This is a genomic window from Streptomyces sp. NPDC037013 (genome assembly GCF_055607265.1).
In genome coordinates this window covers 286,601-302,876 of record NZ_JBVJRV010000005.1, presented here as the reverse complement: position 1 = coordinate 302,876, position 16,276 = coordinate 286,601, and the positions used below count along the sequence as shown (strand labels likewise).

Genomic DNA, 16,276 nt, shown 5'->3' with positions numbered 1-16,276 from the left:
CGGGAGTCTTCATGAGTGAAGGCGGTCGGCGACGGCCGCGACACGGGGGAAAGAACACGGGGGTGTTCGACCATGACCGACATCATTGAGCGCGTCACGGACCGGCGCGCACATGAAGGAGCGGAGAAGGAGAGGCCCGCCGACGGTGAACTGACGCCGTTCGTCGCGCCGTTGACCGTCCCGCCGATCCTGCGGCCCTGCTCCGCGGACGTGCGCGAGGAGACGGAGATCGCCCTGCGGCCGACCTGGATCCGGCTGCACCCGCAGCTGCCGCCGACCCTGATGTGGGGGTATGACGGCTCGGTGCCCGGACCCACCATCGAGGTCCGGCGCGGACAGCGGATCCGCATCGCCTGGACCAACCGCATACCGCGCGGCGAGTATCCCGTCACCGCCGTCGAGGTCCCGCGCGGCGACCCGCGGACGGACCCGCCCGGCACCAAGCCGGGCCGCGCGGGCGTCGCACCGAACAAGGACGTGGCGGCACTGCCCGCCTGGACGGTCACGCACCTGCACGGCGCGCAGACGGGCGGCGGCAACGACGGCTGGACGGACAACGCCGTGGGATACGGCGACGCCCAGCTCTCCGAATATCCGAACGACCACCAGGCCGTCCAGTGGTGGTACCACGACCACGCCATGAACATCACCCGGTGGAACGTGATGTCCGGCCTCTACGGCACCTACCTCGTCCGCGACGACGAAGAGGACGCGCTGCAACTCCCGTGCGGAGACCGCGAGATCCCCCTCATCATCGCCGACCGCAACCTCGACACGGACGAGCACGACGGCCGGCTGAACGGCCGCCTGCTCCACAAGACCACGATCATCGACCCGAAGAACCCCGAGACCGGCAAGCCCGTCACCCTGCCCTTCCTCGGCCCGTACACCACGGTCAACGGCCGTATCTGGCCGTACGCCGACGTGGACCCGGCCTGGTACCGCTTCCGCCTGGTCAACGCGTCGAACGCACGCATCTACGACCTCGTCCTGATCGACGAGGACGACAACCCCGTCCGGGGCGTCCTCCACCAGATCGGCAGCGACGGAGGACTCCTGCCGCGCCCCGTGCCGGTCGACTTCGACGGGGCGCTGCCCACGCTCACCGTGGCGCCTGCCGAGCGCATGGACCTGCTCATCGACTTCAGGGAGCTCGCCGGACAGCGGCTGCGCCTGGTCAACAAGGGGCGGGACGGTGCGCCGGGCGAGCCCGACGTGGCGAACGACGTGCGCTATCCGCAGGTGATGGAGTTCCGGGTCGGCGAGTGGGCCGAGCCGGACACCTTCGAACTGCCGGAGATCCTCTCGGGTTCGTTCCGGCCTCTCACGCACGACGTCGCGCACGGCCACCGGATGATCGTGCTGACCCCGCCCGTCACGAAGGGCGGCGGCGGGCACCCCGAGATCTGGGAGATGGCCGAGGTCCCGGAGCCGGGCGACATCCAGATCCCCACCGAGGGGATCATCCAGGTCCGCGGCGAGGACGGCAGGGTCAAGACGTACCGCCGGATCGCCCGCACCTTCAACGACGGCCTCGGCATCACCATCGCGGAGGGCAGCCACGAGCAGTGGAGCTTCCTCAACCTCGCGGTGAACCCGCCGGTGACCCACCCCATGCACATCCACCTGGCCGACTTCCAGCTCCTCGGCCGCGACGCGTACGACGTCTCGGGCTTCGACGTCACCATCGGCGGCACCCGCGCCCCCATCGCCTTCGACCCGGGGCGACCGATACCGACGGCACCGAACGAGCGCGGCTGGAAGGACGTCTACCGGGTCCCCGGCGGCCAGCTGGTGCGCATCATGGGCCGGTTCGACGGCGCGTACGGCCGCTTCATGTACCACTGCCACTTCCTGGAGCACGAGGACATGGGGATGATGCGGCCCTTCGTGGTGATGCCGGCGGAGGCCATGAAGTTCGACCACGGCGCGGGGCACGGCGGCCACGACGGCCACGAGGGTCACCCGGGCCAGGACACGCCCTAGGCGGGCACGCACGCGTGGCGTACGGCGGCTCGGGCCAGCGCCCGCACGATCGGGTGCGGCCGCGAGCCGTCACCGGCCAGTTCCGGCTGGAAGAGGGTGGCCAGGAAGAAGGGGTGGCCGGGGAGTTCGGCGATCCGGGGCCGGCCCGCCTCGTCGGCGCCGCTGAAGCGCAGCCCGTGGGCGAGCAGCGTGTCGAGGTGCGCGCTCGGTCCGTAGGAGCAGTGGTAGCGCTCCAGGGTCCGGTCGGCGCCGAGCACCGACTCCGCGAGCGAGCCGGGGGCGACCGTCACCGTGCCCTCGTGCCCGACGAGCGAGCAGGCCAGGGGGGCGATGACCAGATCGTCGGCGTCGGCGTCAGGGTCGTTCTCGGCGTGCGCGGCATCGGCGAGGCCGCACACGTTCCGCGCGTACTCGAGCAGCGTGTGCTGGAAGCCGCCGCACGTGCCGAGGAAGGGCACGCCGTCCTCGCGCGCCGTGCGGATCGCGGCCAGCACGCCCGCCTCGCTGCGGTAGGGGCTGCCCGGCAGCACCCACACCGCGTCGAAACCGCGCACCGCGTCCGGCTCCTCGGCGTCCTCGGTCGGGATCCAGTACGCGTCGAGGACGAGGCGGTCGCGGACCGCGAGGGCTTCCAGGAGGAGAGGGATCCGGGTGTGGGAGACGACGTTCGGCGAGCGGTCACCGACCAGGGCGATACGGGCGGTGCGGGAACCCTGCGGGGCATCGGCGGTGTCGAAGGTGGCGGCGTGGCCGACGGCTTCGGTGGCGGCGTGAGTCTGCATGCCGTTCATCCTGGGCGCGCTCCCCAGATCACGTCCAACGACGAAATCTGCACCCTCCATAAGCGTCTCTGATGGCGCAGGTCATCCTTGCCGCATGGACCCGCATCTCCTGCGCACCTATGTGACGGTGGCCCGCCTCGCCTCGTTCTCCGAGGCCGCACGGCAGCTCGGCTACACCCAGTCCGCCGTCTCCCAGCACATCGCCGCCCTGGAGCAGGACCTCGGCGCACCCCTGCTGACCCGCCGCCCGGTCGCGCCCACCCCGGCCGGCGCCCGTCTCCTCGAACACGCGGGCCCCTTGCTGCTGCGCCTGGACGCCGCCCGCGCCGAGGTCGTCCGCATGGCGGCCGTCGACGGCGAGCAGGGACTGACGCTCGCGGCCGCGCCGACCGCGCTCTCCCCGCGTACGCTCAGGTCCCTGCCCCCGGCGGGCGTCACCCTGTCCGTGCTGCCCCGCGACGAGATACCCGCCGCCGTCGCGAGCGGCGCCGCCGACCTCGGCCTCGTCGACGGACTCGCCGCCCCCAGCGACCCCCTGCGCCTGCCCGACGTCGCGCCGCTGACCGCGCGCGGCATCGCCGAGGAAGCGGTCTCCGTGCTGCTCCCCGAGGGGCATCCGCTGGCCCGCCGTGCGGGACTGCGCCTCGGCGACCTCGTCGACGCCCGCTGGCTCGACGCCCCGGGCACCGGCCTGCCCCTGGCCCAACTCCGTACGGCCAACGGCACATCGGGGTTCCGGCCCGCGCTGCGCTGCGACGGCACGGACCTGCGCACCCTCGCCGCGCTGGCCGCCGCGGGCCACGGTCTCACCCTGCTGCCGCGGACGGTGGCCGAAGAGACGCGGGGCCGGGGCACCGTCGCCGTGCCGCTGACGGCACCCCGTGTCGTGCACCGCACCGAACTGCTGCACACGGGCGCCCTGAGCGGAGCCGCGGCGGCGCTGACCGCACAGCTGGACGTCACCCGTTCGTGAGGCGTCGGCGCGGGGTCACTCCGGGTAGAGCTGTGGCCGGAGGCGAGCCATGGATCAGACCACGTTGCGTCCCAAGCCGATGCCGGGCCGGCACCCCGGCCAGACCCCGGGCCCGGCCCCCGGAAAACGCCCGGGATGGTTCTCCCGTACGAAGAAGAGCCGCCGGCCGCATGCCGCGCGACGCCGGGGGAGGCGTCTGACGACCCTGCTGTTCGGGGTGGTCTGCGCGCTGGTCCTCCTGCTCTGCGGAGTCGGACTCGGCACGGTCGGCGCGACCGTCGTCGGCATGAGCAAACTCGCGGACATGCAGAAGGCGGCATCGCGCTCCGGTGGCGGCGCCCCCGGAGCGAAACCACCCGGCGCCCCCGCCCACGCCCCTGCTCCCGCTCCCACCCTCGCCCCGGCTCCCAAGCCGCTGGCCCCAGCCCCGGCCCCGACCGCCACCCTCGGCGTCGAGGCCATCGACGCGCCCGGAGGCGCGGGCGCGCTCCTCGTTGGGGTGCATGTCCCCGGCCCTGGCTACACCGCGGGGCTGGTGCGCGGCGACACCCTGGTCCTGTTCGGCAGGCGGCGCATCGACTCGGCGGCCGAACTCGCACGGTTCGTCGGCGCCGCGCGCCCCGGCAGGCAGGTGACCCTGACGGTCCGCCACCACGGCGGCACCCGCCAGGCCCTGTCGATCCGACCGGGCATCGTGACCTGACCTGACCTGACCTGACCTGCCCCCCCCACCCCCCCAATACAGGCTCGCGGTCGCCCCCGGGTGCAGGCAAGATGCAGGCGTAGCCAACAGGAGGTCTCCATGAGCACCGCGCCCTCGCCCGCGTCCGCGCCCACCCCCACGCCCTTCACCGCCGACGACTACAAGGCCCGCATGGAACGCGCCGCGCAGGCCGCCGCCGACGCCGGTCTGGCGGGCGTCCTCGTCGCCCCGGGCCCCGACCTCGTGTGGCTCACCGGCTACCAGCCGACCGCGGCGACCGAGCGCCTGACCCTCCTGGTGATCGCGCCCGGACAGGAACCCGTCCTCGTCGTGCCCACCCTGGAGGCCCCCGACGCCGAGCGCGTCGCCGGAGCGTCCGCGCTCACCCTGCGCGACTGGACCGACGGCAAGGACCCGTACGCCATCACCGCCCCCCTCCTGGACGCGACCGGTCGCTTCGGAGTGAGCGACAACGCCTGGGCGATGCATCTGCTCGGCTTCCAACAGGTGCTGCCCGGCACGTCGTACGTGTCGCTCACCGAGGGCCTGCCGATGCTCCGCGCGGTCAAGGACGCCGCCGAGCTCGAGCGCCTCGCGGCCGCGGGCGCGGCGGCCGACGCCACGTACGAGGAGATCCAGAAGGTCTCCTTCGCGGGCCGCAGGGAGAGCGACGTCGCCGCCGATCTCGCGGACCTGCTGCGGCAGTTCGGGCACTCGCAGGTCGACTTCACGGTCGTCGGCTCGGGCCCCAACGGCGCCAACCCGCACCACGAGGCGGGTGAGCGCGTCATCGAACGCGGGGACATGGTCGTCCTCGACTTCGGCGGCCTGCTGCACGGCTACGGCTCGGACACCTCCCGCACGGTCCACGTCGGGGAGCCGACCGCCGAGGAGCGGCGCGTCCACGACGTGGTGCGCGAGGCGCAGGCGGCCGGTTGCGCGGCGGTGCGGCCCGGCGTCGCCTGCCAGGAGGTCGACCGCGCGGCCCGCGCGGTGATCACCGAGTTCGGCTACGGCGAGTACTTCATCCACCGCACCGGCCACGGCATCGGCGTCACCACGCACGAACCGCCCTACATGATCGAGGGCGAGGAGCAGCCGCTCGTGCCGGGCATGTGCTTCTCCGTGGAGCCCGGCATCTACCTGCCGGGCCGGTTCGGGGTGCGCATCGAGGACATCGTGACGGTGACCGAGGACGGCGGTCGGCGGCTGAACACCACCGCCCGCGAGATGGCGATCGTCGACTGACCCCAGCACACCGAACGACCCCGCCAAAAATATGAAGTGACGGCCCCTCAGGCGTATTCGGTGCGCGGGCCGTCGCGCGGCTCGCGGCCCGGGTAGTTCGCCAGGACGTCGTACGGGTAGGGCAGCGGGCGCGCGCTCGCCGTCGTCAGCCGCTCCACCTGCCCGGGCGTCAACTCCCAGCCCACCGAGCCCAGGTTGTCGGTGAGCTGCTCGACGGAGCGCGCCCCCACGATGGGCGCGGTCACCCCCGGCCGCTGGAGGAGCCAGCGCAGGGCCACCTGGGCCGGCGTGCGCCCGGTCTCCTCGGCGATCTCCAGGACGGCGTCGACGACCCGCCACGTCTCCTCGGTGGCGCGCTCCCGCCACGTCCCCGCGCCCCGCGCCCCCTCGGGCGGCGCGGCCATCCCGCGCCGGAACTTGCCGGAGAGCCAGCCTCCCTGGAGCGGGCTGTACGGGATGACGCCGACGCCTTCCGCCTCGCTGAGCGGCAGCAGCTCCCACTCGGCCTCGCGGGCGAGGAGGTTGTAGAGCGGCTGCAGACAGGAGTACGGCTCCCAGTCGTGGGCCCGCGCCACGTCGAGCGCCTTTTGCAACTGTGCCCCGGAGTGGTTGCTCGCCCCCAGATAGCGGACCTTTCCGGCCTTCACGAGGGTGTCCAGGGTGGACAGGGTCTCCTCGACGGGCGTCGTCGCGTCCCACACGTGCGTCTGGTAGAGGTCGATGTAGTCGGTGCCGAGCCGCCGCAGGCTCGCCTCGACCGCCGACAGGAGGTTCTTGCGGCTCAGGCCGCCGGCGTTCGGTCCGTCGCTCATCGTCGCGAACACCTTGGTGGCCACGACGAGTTCGTCCCTGCGGCGGCCCTTGAGCCAGCGGCCGAGGATCTCCTCGGACACCCCGCGCCCGTACATGTCGGCCGTGTCGATGAACGTGCCGCCGGCCTCCGTGAACGCGTCCAGCATCCGGTGCGAGGTCGCCTCGTCCGCGCCGCTGCCGAACATCATGGCGCCGAAGCAGAGTTCGCTGACGCGCAGGCCGGTCCGGCCCAGGAAACGTTGCTTCATGATCCGACTCCTCGGGATGGCTCACTCACGCCGGATAATACGTACGGCCCCGCCCGCCGGTCCGCGCCGACCCGCGCGCCGACCCGCGCGCCGGGCGGCCCGTCACGCGGTGGCCAGGATCACGCACGACTCGGCGGGCAGGCGCACGACCCCGTCCGTGCCGGGCGCGGCGACGGGCTCCCAGGCGGCCAGCACGCGCGCGTGGCGCCCGTCCAACGGTACGACGACGGGCTCCTTGCCGAAGTTCACCGCGATCCGCAGGTCCCCGCGCCGGAACGCGAACCACCGGGCGCCCTCGTCGTACGCGACCCGCACCGCGGCGAGGTCCGGGTCGGTGAGGTCGCCGCGGGTGCGGCGCAGCGCGATCAGCTCGCGGTACCAGGCGAGGAGCCGGGCGTGGTGGCCCCGCGACGGTTCGGACCAGTCGAGGCAGGAGCGGTCGCGGGTGGCGTGGTCCTGCGGGTCGGGGATGTCCTCCTCGGCCCACCCGTGCGTCGCGAACTCCCGGCGCCTGCCCCGGCGTACGGCCTCGGCGAGCTCCGGATCGGTGTGGTCGGTGAAGAACTGCCACGGTGTGGCGGCGCCCCACTCCTCGCCCATGAACAGCATCGGGGTGAAGGGGCTCGTGAGGGTGAGGGCGGCCGCGCAGGCGAGCAGGCCGGGGGAGAGGGTGGCCGAAAGGCGGTCCCCCTGGGCGCGGTTGCCGACCTGGTCGTGGGTCTGGCTGTAGCCCAGGAACCGGTACGCGGGGGTCCGTGCGCGGTCCACGGGCCGCCCGTGGCCCCGGCCGCGGAAGGTCGAGTACGTCCCGTCGTGGAAGAAGCCGTGGGTCAGCGTCTTGGCGAGCGCGGCGAGCGGGGCCCGCGCGAAGTCCGCGTAATAGCCCTGCGATTCGCCGGTGAGCGCCGTGTGCAGGGCGTGATGGAAATCGTCGTTCCACTGCGCGTGCAGACCGAGGCCGCCCCCCGCGCGCGGGGTGACCGTCCGCGGATCGCCGAGGTCGGACTCGGCGATCAGGGAGAGCGGCCTGCCGAGCTCCTCGGACAGGGAGTCGACGGCCGCGGAGAGTTCCTCCAGGAAGTGGCACGCGCGCGTGTCCCGCAGCGCGTGCACCGCGTCGAGCCGCAGTCCGTCGATGCGGTAGTCGCGCAGCCAGGCGAGGGCGCTGCCGATCAGATACGCGCGGACCTCGTCCGAACCGGGCGCGTCCAGGTTGACCGCGGCCCCCCAGGGCGTCTGGTGGGTCTCCGTGAAGTAGGGGCCGAAAGCCGGCAGGTAATTGCCCGACGGGCCGAGGTGGTTGTGGACGACGTCCAGGACGACACCGAGGCCGTGCGCGTGCGCCGCGTCGACAAATCGTTTCAGCGCCTGCGGGCCGCCGTACGGTTCGTGCACCGCCCACAGCGACACGCCCTCGTACCCCCACCCGTGCCGGCCGGGGAAGGGGCACAGCGGCATCAGTTCCACATGGGTGACGCCGAGCTCCGCCAGGTGGGCCAGCCGGCCCGCCGCCGCGTCCAGCGTGCCCTCGCGTGTGTACGTCCCCACGTGCAGCTCGTACAGGACCGCGTCCCGCACCCCGCGCCCCGGCCACGGCGTGCGCCACGCGTACCGGTCGTGGTCGACGACGGCGCTCCGTCCGTCGGGGCCGTCCGGCTGGCGCCGTGAGCGCGGGTCGGGCAGGACGGGGCCCCCGTCGAGGGAGAAGCCGTAACGCTCCCCGTCCTCGGCCGGCGCCTCTCCCGACCACCATCCCGCGCGGTCCGCGTCGCGCTCCAGCGCGCGCGTGGCACCCCCGCACTCCAGCTCGACCCGCTCGGCCTCCAGCGCCCACACTTCGAACCTCACCGACGGTTCCCCTTCGTCCGCTGTCCGTCACACCGTGTGGTCCATGGTGCGTCAGAAACCCTCCTGTCGTGGCGGGAAGCCACCGATCGGCCGACCGTCGCGGCCGTTCTGGACACCTGTGGTGCGGTTGCCCGACAATCTCCTGGTGACCTCCTCTTTCGAGTTCTCCACGTACCCCGCGCGGGTGACGGACGCGGAGCGCGACCGGGCGCTGGACGCACTCAAGGAGGGTGCGGCCGTCGGCAGGCTCTCCCACGACACGTTCGTGCGCCGCATGGAGCTCGCGCTCGCCGCCCGCAGGCCGGAGGAACTCGCCGTGCTCACCGCTGACCTGCGCACCGAGGGCCGCTGGACGCGCCGGCTGCTCGACGGCGTCGGGGCGGTCTCCGGGTTCACGATGAAGCTGCGCAGGGCCTGGCAGGCCGAGCGGCTGCCGAAGCTGCTGCTGCCCTCACCCGACAACCCCCACCCGCTGCGCATCGGCCGCGACCCCGCCAACGGCCTGCGCCTCAGCCACGACACGGTCTCCCGGGTCCACGCCGAACTGCGCCGGCAGGGCGGCATGTGGGTGCTGCGCGACCTCGGCTCCACCAATGGCACCTCCGTCAACGGCCGCAGGGTGACCGGCGCCGCCCTCGTCCAGGACGGCGACATGGTCAGCTTCGGCCGGATGGCCTTCCGCCTCGCCACGAGCTGACGCCCTCGCCACCGAGGGCTGACAACCGCGCCGTGTCTCAATCGCGGTCCTCGCCGGACGCCACCCGCGCGTGCCACGCGGCCGCGACCGTCGTGCGCGACTGGTGTTTCACCTGGTGCTCCAGTGGCACCCAACGCGCCCGGAACCGCTCGGCGAACGCCTCGCTCCACTGCGTCACCAGCCGCTCCAGCCGGGGCGCCGCCCGGTCGCCCGCCTCGTCCAGGACCCGCAGCAGCATCGCCGCCGCCCGCAGCGGCAACCGCCTGCCGAAAGCGTCGACGCTCCCGATGTACGCCATGGAGTCGCCCGCGGGCGGCAGCCGCCGCCAGTCGTCGGCGAGGCCGGGTGCGAGGGCAAGCGCCCAGCGCGCCGCCCTCAGCAGCGGCCCGTCGGCGCCCGGCAGCCGCGGCAGCGCCTCGGTGAGGATCTCCTCGACGAGCCGCGCGTCCCGCCGCAGGCGCCGCGCCAGCACCCGCATCGCCCGTACCGGCGCCGGATGCCTCGCCGGATCGTCGACCAGGTCGCTCGCCCACATCGGCACCTCGACGATCGCGGTGCGCCCGCCGTAGCGGTGGGTGCGGTGCCAGGTGGTGAGCCGGGCGTCCTCGGGCAGGCTCGGGTACGCGGCCTCGGCGCCCGGGCCCGGAAGCACGTGGACCCCGGGCCCCGAGACCCGCCACCCCGCCGCGTCCGACGCCCCCGTCTCCACCGGTATGTGCAGCTCCGCCGCCGACTTGCCGAAGGGTTCGGCGAGACCGGGGATGTCCTTCGTCAGCTGCACCCAGCTGCCGCCCAGATCGGTGCCGTGCAAGGACACCTGGAGGTAGGGCCGCACCTCGTCGATGACGCCGTTCAGGGCGCGCGTCTCGGGCGGCAGCCGGTCGGGCGGCAGCACGGACGGCGACCACTCGGGCTGTTCGGGGCCCGCGGGGCGGAAGAAGTTCCTGTGGTAGTCCAGGAGCGTGCGGGGGGCCGGCGTGCGGTGCAGGCTCGCGCCGTCGGGGTCCGCGCAGAGCAGGAAGTGCCACGCGGTGTCGGCGCGCAGCCGCCGGTCGCGCAGGGCCTGTTCGGCGAGGTGCAGGAGGGTGGAGCCGCCGGTCGGCTCGTTGGCGTGCGCCCCCGCGACCACGAGGACCGCGCGCGCGGAGTGGCCCACGGAGAGCAGGTGCAGCGGCCGGCCCGCGCGCGAGACGCCGACCTGGCGCAGCGTGGTCAGTTCGGGGCGGTGGGCCGCCAACTGGCGGGCGGAAAGAACAAGTTCAGGAACACTTGGGTAGTGCTGCACCGCCGGTTGGCCCCCCGTCCGGTCCTCCACTGAGGCAATCGCAGTACGCCACGTGCCCGGAGTGGTGTCAAGGACGCCTGGGGGCGCGGTGCCGGGTGCGACATCACCCGTACGGCCGTACGCGGCCTGCGGCGGAGGCCGGGCGGTGGTCGGCTGGTCACACCCGCGCGGCCGCTCGCCGCGCCGACGCACAGGTCGGAGCCGCGGTGCGCTGCCTCCCCGTTCCGCCCGACGGTCCGATACCGGCCGCCGGGTCCTCGTCCGCGGCCCTTTCGGAGCATGCCGGCGGGCCCGCGCCCGCCCCGCGCGCCGGTCGGCGCCGGGTGCCGCCGCCGAGCCTCGCCTCGCCCGAGGTCGCCCGGAACCCGTACCCCGCCTTCCGCACGCTCCGCGAGCACCACCCCCTCGTACGCGACGAACTCCTCGGCGCCTGGCTGGTGAGCCGGTACGGGGACGTGCGCGACGCCCTGGCGTCCCCGCGGCTCGTCGCGCTGCCGCCGGGGCGGACCCTCGCCCACATGGAGGGCGCCACCCACGACGCCCACCGCGCGCTGGTCGAGCCGGGGCTGCGCGGCCGCGCCCTGGTCGCCCTGGCGGCCGGCGCCACGCGCACCGCCCACGTCCTGGCCCACCGCATCGCCGCGCGCCACGAGGCCGACCTCGTCGCCGAGTTCTGCCGGTGGCTGCCGGCAGCCGCGGTCGTCACCGCCCTGGGCCTGCCCCGCGAAGACGCCGCGCGCCTCCAGGAGTGGTGCCGCGGCGGCCTCACCCACCTGGGCGGCCACCACCACGACCTGGACGCCTCTCTCCGCCCCCACCTGGCGGGACGGCGGGCCCGCCCCGGCGACGACCTGCTCTCCGTGCTGTGCACCGCCGAGATCGGCGGCCGCCCCCTGTCGGACGAGACCGTCGCCGGCCTCGTCGGCTCGCTGCTCGGCGGCGGGGGCGATGCCACCGCGCTGGCGCTCGCCTCGTTCTTCGCCAATCTCCTCGCCGACCCGGGCCGCTGGGCGCTGGTCCGCGAGCACCCCGGGCTGATCCCGGCCGCCTGGGCGGAATCCCTGCGCCGCGACCCGCCCGTACCCGTCGTGCTGCGCCGCGCGGTCCACCCGGTCGTCGTCGCGGGCACCTCGCTGCCCGCGGGGGCGGTCGTCGCCTGTCTGGTCGGGGCGGCGGGCCGCGATCCGGCGCGGTTCGCCGACCCCGACCGCTACGACATCCTCCGGGCGGACGCGGGCCACCTCGCCCACGGCGCGGGCCACCACTCCTGCCTCGGCGCCCGGCTCGCGGGCGGCGTCGCCGAGTACGGCCTGCGCGCCCTGCTCGACGCCATGCCGGGGATGCGCTGGGCGCCGGGGTTCACGCCGGCGCCCCGGGGGCTTCTGACGCGCGGGCCGCGGACCCTGCTCGTACGACCGGCGTGAAGGGGTGGGCGTTCAGAGCCGGGCGTGCGGGTACTGCTCGGCGCGGTGCTGGAAGGCCAGGACCGCGGGGTTCTGTACGGTGCCGCCGCGGATTTCGATCGCCCGGTGAATCGTGCGGTCACCGTCCCAGCCTTCGGGCCCCTGGAGGACCGTCCGCAGGAAGGGGATCAGTGCCTCGCTGTTCTCCCAGGTGGCGGCGTCCCACAGGTAGGAGGGGCTGTGGTCCACGGCGTAGTGGTGGACGTGGTCGCCGACGGTGAACATCGGCTCGTCGAAGGTGGTGGGCCGGGCCCAGGCGAAGCCCATGCCCTGGTCACAGGAGACGTCGATGACGAGGGTGCCGGGTGCGAGCTTCGGCAGGTCCTCCTCTATCAGGAACATCAGCGGCGCCGCGGTGTCCTGGAGAACGCAGTTCACGATGATGTCGTGCCCGGCGAGGAACTCGGCCAGCGGCTGAGGCCCGCCCTCCGTGAGCACGACGCTGCGTCGTGGGTCGAGGGTGTCGTCGGCCGCGTCGTGGTCGAAGTGCACGATGCGCGCCGAGTGGATCGGTGAGCTGACGGCAGCTATGCCGCGGGCGGTCAGTACGTCCACGTCGTGGACGCCCAGCGCGCTGAGCGCGGTCACCGCGCCGCGGGCGGTGGCGCCGAAGCCGATCACCACCGCGCGCCGCCGACGCCCGTAGTCACCGGTCGTCCCGGTCAGCTGCATGGCATGCAGCACCGACGAGTAGCCGGCCAGCTCATTGTTCTTGTGGAAGACGTGCAGGTTGAACGAACCGTTCCTGGTCCAGTGGTTCATCGCCTCGAAGGCGATCACCGTGAGCTCGCGGTCGATGGCGGCCTGCGTGACCTTCTCGTCCTGCACGCAGTGCGGCCACCCCCACAGCACCTGCCCCTTCCGCAGCTCGGTCAGGTCCTCGTGCATCGGCTTGGCCTGCAGGATGACGTCACACTCGGCGATCAGCTCCTCGCGCGAGCGGAATCCGGCGACCCAGGGCGCGAGCTGCCGGTCCGGCACACCGAAGCGCTCCCCGTAACCGGTCTGCAGATGGATGCTGGGCTGGAGGTCGGCGTCGATGCGTTCGAAGTGCGCCGGGTGGATCGGCAGACGACGCTCGTTCTCTTTGCGGGTCTGCGACATGATTCCGAGCTTGAGCTGCTGCAAAGTGCCCCTTTGGTTACCGCCTGTCTAACACACTCCGGGGGCAGGAGAGTTGGCCGGCAGTGTTTCGCCGCGTGCGGGGGACGTGCCGTTCGCCACGAAGCGACCAGCACGATCACCGCATCGCTACGCCGTCTTCGGCCACTCCCAGCCGAGCTGGAGGAAGAGGCCGAGACGGTCGCTCACGGCACGGATCTCGCTGATCTTGCCCTCGGTGAGGGTGAAGATCCAGATCGCCTCGTTCTCGAAGCTGCGGCCCGTCGGCTCGGGCATGCGCGGGTGGGTGCCCCCGTGGACCCCACGCTGGGTGACGCGAGCGACCACCTGGTCGCCCTCGCCGATCAATTCGTGCGCGTGGACGGTGAGCGGTTCGAATGCGACCAACTGCTGACGTAGACCCTCGAACGCGGCGCCCGGCTCGTCGGCCTCTCCATGGATGATCTTGTTGTGGTCCACGACATCGCGTGCCATGAACAGGTCGAGGTCCGCGAGCCGACGGTCGCTGACCGCTTCGAAGAAGCCCAGGACGACCTTCTTGTTCTGATCCACCACTGAAACCCCCGCCTCATCGATTCTCAGGCACCGCATCCTAGTTGCGCTACTGGCCGACCCGTTCCAGGAGTGCCACCGGTGACACCTCGAAGAGCTCCGCCACGCGCGTGTGCCCCTCGAACTCCCGCCCGGGAGCGAGCAGATCGGCCCACCGGCCCGCGGGCAGCGCCAGCTCCGTCTCCCCCCACCCGCCCCGGTCGGCGAGGCGCAGGGAGAGCCGGGTCGCCGCCGCCACGACCTCACCGGCGCGCGCGAACGCCACGCAGTGCCCGGCCCCCGGGCCCTCGGCGGTCAGCGGCTCGTACGTCGACGCGGCCCCGAACAGCTCGGGCCGCCGCCGGCGCACCCGCAGCGCGGCCGAGGTGAGCGAGAGCTTCTCCGCCGACAGGTCCCCGTGCGCCTGCCGGAGATCCGGCCGCTTGGGAACGTCCCCGGGGAAGCGCACGGGATGCCGGTTGTCCGGATCGACCAGGGCGCGGTACTCGACCTCCGTGCCCTGGTAGACGTCGGGCACCCCCGGCATCGTCAGCTGGAGCAGCGCCGCCCCGAGGACGTTCACCCGTACATGCCCGGCCAGCTCCCGGGCGAAGTCCGCCACCGCGGCCCGCGGGGGCCCGCACGGCCCCGCCGCGACGAAGGCGCCCACCGCCTTCTCGTACGCCTCGTCGGGCTCTGTCCAGCTCGTGTGCAGGCCCGCCTCGCGCACGTGCTTCAGGAGCGCGTCGCGCAGCCGCTCGTCGTCGGGCGGGCCGAAGCCGACCGCCGTCTGCCAGGCGGCCCACGCCAGCTGCGGGTCGGGCGCGGACGCGCCGCCCACGCGCGCGGTCTGCTCGGTCAGCTCCACCAGGAGGTCGGCCCACCGGCCCGGGCACTGCGTCAGGACGGAGATGCCCGCCCGTACGTCGGCGCTGCGCTTGGTGTCATGGGTCGTCAGAACGGTGCCCGTAGAGGGCCAGTCGCGCTGCACGCGCGCGCAGTACGCGTGGAACTCCTCCACCGGCACCGCCGGACGCTCGGGCGCGCCACCCACCTCCGCCGCCGACAGGAGCGGCGCGTGCCGGTAGAACGCGGTGTCCTCGACGGCCTTGGCGCGCAGGGCGGACGCGGTCTGGGCGAACCGCACACGGAACTCCTCCCGCGCCTCCCGGCCCGGCGGCTCGTGCGCGGCCCGCGGCCGCCGGCCCAGTGCCAGATCCCGTACGACGTCCACGGCACCGGCCTCCTCGGGCACGGTGAAGGCCGCCCGCGCCTCCTCGGCCGCCCGGGGGGTGAGGACCGTCTCCGGCGCGTCGCCCCCGTGGGCGTACGGCCGGTAGACGGGCAGCCGCACCAGCAGCTCCCTGAGCGCCGTGCGCAGCGCCCACGGCGCGTGGTCGCGCAGGGCCGGGTCGGCCGCGCAGACCGCGGTGGCCACCCGCGTGAGCCGGTCGACCTCGGCGGCCAGTTCGTGCGTGACGACCCGGTACGCGGCGCGGCGCACCGTCGCGTCCCAGTCGCCGCCCCGGTCGGCGGGCGCGGCGGCGAAGCGCCGGTACTGGCCGAGCAGTTCGCCGGCGCCCGCCGGGTCGGCGAAGATGCCGTCCAGGTGGCGCAGCGCGTCGTAGCCGGTGGTGCCGGCCACGGGCCAGGCGGCGGGCAGGTGTTCGCCGTCGGCGAGGATCTTCTCCACCACGGTCCACCGGCCGCCGGTCGCCTCGTGCAGCCGTCGGAGGTACGCCCCGGGGTCCGCGAGGCCGTCGGGGTGGTCGATCCGCAGGCCTTCGACGACACCCTCGTGGAGCAGCCGCAGGATCGTCGCGTGCGTCGCGTCGAAGACGGCCGGGTCCTCGACGCGCACTCCGATGAGGTCCGAGATGGTGAAGAAGCGCCGGTAGTTGAGTTCCGTGCGGGCCAGCCGCCACCAGGCCGGGCGGTACCACTGCGCGTCCAGGAGCTCCGGGAGCGGCAGCCCTGCGGTGCCCTCCCGCAGGGGGAACGCGTGTTCGTGGTAGTGGAGGGTGTCCCCGTCGACCCGGAACTTCCCGAGCTCGTCGCCGAGCCTGCCGCCGAGGACCGGCAGCAGCACGCGTCCGCCGCCCGCCTCCCAGTCGATGTCGAACCAGCGCGCGTACGGCGATCCGGGGCCCTCGCGCAGGACCTCCCACAGGGCGTGGTTGTGGCGCGGCACCGCCGCCATGTGGTTCGGCACGATGTCCACGACCAGGCCGAGCCCGGCCGCGCGGGCGGTGCGGGACAGGGCGCGCAGCCCCGCCTCCCCGCCCAGCTCGTCCCGCACGCGCGCGTGGTCCACCACGTCGTACCCGTGCGTCGAACCGGGGACCGCCTCGAGCACCGGCGACAGGTGCAGGTGCGAGACGCCGAGCGAGGCCAGATGGGGGACGGCGGCCTCGGCGGCCGCGAAGGGGAAGTCCGGCTGGAGCTGCAGCCGGTAGGTGGCGGTGGGCGGCGGCGGGACCGCGGCCCCGGGGTCTTCCGGCGTCATACGCGTCATGTGAACGTACGTACCCCCCTCGGCGGCTTTCGTGTCATCCGCTCATGCGCGGACGGAGCACC

13 protein-coding genes are annotated in these 16,276 nt (G+C 73.7%); 6 read left to right on the top strand and 7 right to left on the bottom strand.

From position 1 onward, the window contains the following. The first annotated feature begins 72 nt into the window (after positions 1 to 72). Complete coding sequence (phsA, locus tag ACZ7DY_RS20405; RefSeq protein WP_471137209.1) at positions 73 to 1,986, top strand: O-aminophenol oxidase PhsA; 1,914 nt, start codon at positions 73 to 75, stop codon at positions 1,984 to 1,986. Here the strand turns inward: phsA and ACZ7DY_RS20400 are convergent. Further along, positions 1,983 to 2,777 carry a CTP synthase C-terminal region-related (seleno)protein gene (locus ACZ7DY_RS20400; RefSeq protein ID WP_471137207.1) on the bottom strand — a complete coding sequence of 265 codons (795 nt, stop codon included), beginning with the start codon at positions 2,775 to 2,777 and terminating at the stop codon, positions 1,983 to 1,985. The two genes, phsA and ACZ7DY_RS20400, sit on opposite strands and share 4 nt — an antisense overlap. 85 nt (positions 2,778 to 2,862) lie before the next feature. On the opposite strand from ACZ7DY_RS20400, the gene ACZ7DY_RS20395 reads away from it, so the two are divergent. The 3 genes from ACZ7DY_RS20395 (at position 2,863) to ACZ7DY_RS20385 (ending at position 5,692) form a co-directional block, all read left to right on the top strand. Continuing rightward, complete coding sequence (locus ACZ7DY_RS20395; RefSeq protein WP_471137205.1) at positions 2,863 to 3,741, top strand: LysR family transcriptional regulator; 879 nt, start codon at positions 2,863 to 2,865, stop codon at positions 3,739 to 3,741. A gap of 49 nt (positions 3,742 to 3,790) precedes the next feature. Next, complete coding sequence (locus tag ACZ7DY_RS20390) at positions 3,791 to 4,444, top strand: PDZ domain-containing protein (protein ID WP_471137203.1); 654 nt, start codon at positions 3,791 to 3,793, stop codon at positions 4,442 to 4,444. Positions 4,445 to 4,543: 99 nt separating this feature from the next. Then, entirely contained in the window at positions 4,544 to 5,692 is a 1,149-nt protein-coding gene (locus ACZ7DY_RS20385; RefSeq protein WP_471137201.1) for an aminopeptidase P family protein, read from the top strand. 47 nt (positions 5,693 to 5,739) lie between these two features. On the opposite strand, the gene ACZ7DY_RS20380 is transcribed toward ACZ7DY_RS20385, so the two are convergent. Together ACZ7DY_RS20380 and treZ are read right to left on the bottom strand one after the other, a co-directional pair. After that, a complete protein-coding gene (locus ACZ7DY_RS20380; protein WP_471137199.1) occupies positions 5,740 to 6,753 on the bottom strand; it encodes an aldo/keto reductase in 1,014 nt (337 codons plus the stop codon). A 102-nt stretch (positions 6,754 to 6,855) separates the two neighbouring features. Continuing rightward, positions 6,856 to 8,601, bottom strand: coding sequence for a malto-oligosyltrehalose trehalohydrolase (treZ, locus tag ACZ7DY_RS20375; protein WP_471137197.1), 1,746 nt, complete (start codon positions 8,599 to 8,601; stop codon positions 6,856 to 6,858). A gap of 145 nt (positions 8,602 to 8,746) precedes the next feature. Here treZ and ACZ7DY_RS20370 point away from each other — a divergent pair, with 145 nt between their 5' ends. After that, the gene (locus ACZ7DY_RS20370; protein ID WP_471137195.1) at positions 8,747 to 9,298 is read left to right on the top strand and encodes an FHA domain-containing protein; all 552 of its coding nucleotides are present in this window, start codon (positions 8,747 to 8,749) and stop codon (positions 9,296 to 9,298) included. A 37-nt stretch (positions 9,299 to 9,335) separates the two neighbouring features. On the opposite strand, the gene ACZ7DY_RS20365 is transcribed toward ACZ7DY_RS20370, so the two are convergent. After that, positions 9,336 to 10,583 carry a M14 family zinc carboxypeptidase gene (locus ACZ7DY_RS20365; RefSeq protein ID WP_471137194.1) on the bottom strand — a complete coding sequence of 416 codons (1,248 nt, stop codon included), beginning with the start codon at positions 10,581 to 10,583 and terminating at the stop codon, positions 9,336 to 9,338. A 323-nt stretch (positions 10,584 to 10,906) separates the two neighbouring features. Here ACZ7DY_RS20365 and ACZ7DY_RS20360 point away from each other — a divergent pair, with 323 nt between their 5' ends. Then, complete coding sequence (locus ACZ7DY_RS20360) at positions 10,907 to 12,007, top strand: cytochrome P450 (RefSeq protein WP_471137192.1); 1,101 nt, start codon at positions 10,907 to 10,909, stop codon at positions 12,005 to 12,007. Between the two features lie 12 nt (positions 12,008 to 12,019). Here the strand turns inward: ACZ7DY_RS20360 and ACZ7DY_RS20355 are convergent, their stop codons facing one another. From ACZ7DY_RS20355 to treY, 3 genes are all read right to left on the bottom strand, one after another. Continuing rightward, a complete protein-coding gene (locus tag ACZ7DY_RS20355) occupies positions 12,020 to 13,150 on the bottom strand; it encodes a N(5)-(carboxyethyl)ornithine synthase (RefSeq protein WP_471137190.1) in 1,131 nt (376 codons plus the stop codon). 147 nt (positions 13,151 to 13,297) lie between these two features. Continuing rightward, the gene (locus ACZ7DY_RS20350; RefSeq protein ID WP_471137188.1) at positions 13,298 to 13,720 is read right to left on the bottom strand and encodes an ester cyclase; all 423 of its coding nucleotides are present in this window, start codon (positions 13,718 to 13,720) and stop codon (positions 13,298 to 13,300) included. 49 nt (positions 13,721 to 13,769) lie between these two features. Beyond that, the gene (treY, locus tag ACZ7DY_RS20345) at positions 13,770 to 16,205 is read right to left on the bottom strand and encodes a malto-oligosyltrehalose synthase (RefSeq protein ID WP_471137713.1); all 2,436 of its coding nucleotides are present in this window, start codon (positions 16,203 to 16,205) and stop codon (positions 13,770 to 13,772) included. Positions 16,206 to 16,276: the final 71 nt, after the last annotated feature.

Coding starts and splice junctions, on each gene's coding strand:
- phsA (WP_471137209.1), top strand. CDS start 73: ATGACCGACATCATTGAGCGCGTCACGGACCGGCGCGCACATGAAGGA.
- ACZ7DY_RS20400 (WP_471137207.1), bottom strand. CDS start 2,777: ATGAACGGCATGCAGACTCACGCCGCCACCGAAGCCGTCGGCCACGCC.
- ACZ7DY_RS20395 (WP_471137205.1), top strand. CDS start 2,863: ATGGACCCGCATCTCCTGCGCACCTATGTGACGGTGGCCCGCCTCGCC.
- ACZ7DY_RS20390 (WP_471137203.1), top strand. CDS start 3,791: ATGGATCAGACCACGTTGCGTCCCAAGCCGATGCCGGGCCGGCACCCC.
- ACZ7DY_RS20385 (WP_471137201.1), top strand. CDS start 4,544: ATGAGCACCGCGCCCTCGCCCGCGTCCGCGCCCACCCCCACGCCCTTC.
- ACZ7DY_RS20380 (WP_471137199.1), bottom strand. CDS start 6,753: ATGAAGCAACGTTTCCTGGGCCGGACCGGCCTGCGCGTCAGCGAACTC.
- ACZ7DY_RS20355 (WP_471137190.1), bottom strand. CDS start 13,150: ATGTCGCAGACCCGCAAAGAGAACGAGCGTCGTCTGCCGATCCACCCG.
- treY (WP_471137713.1), bottom strand. CDS start 16,205: ATGACGCCGGAAGACCCCGGGGCCGCGGTCCCGCCGCCGCCCACCGCC.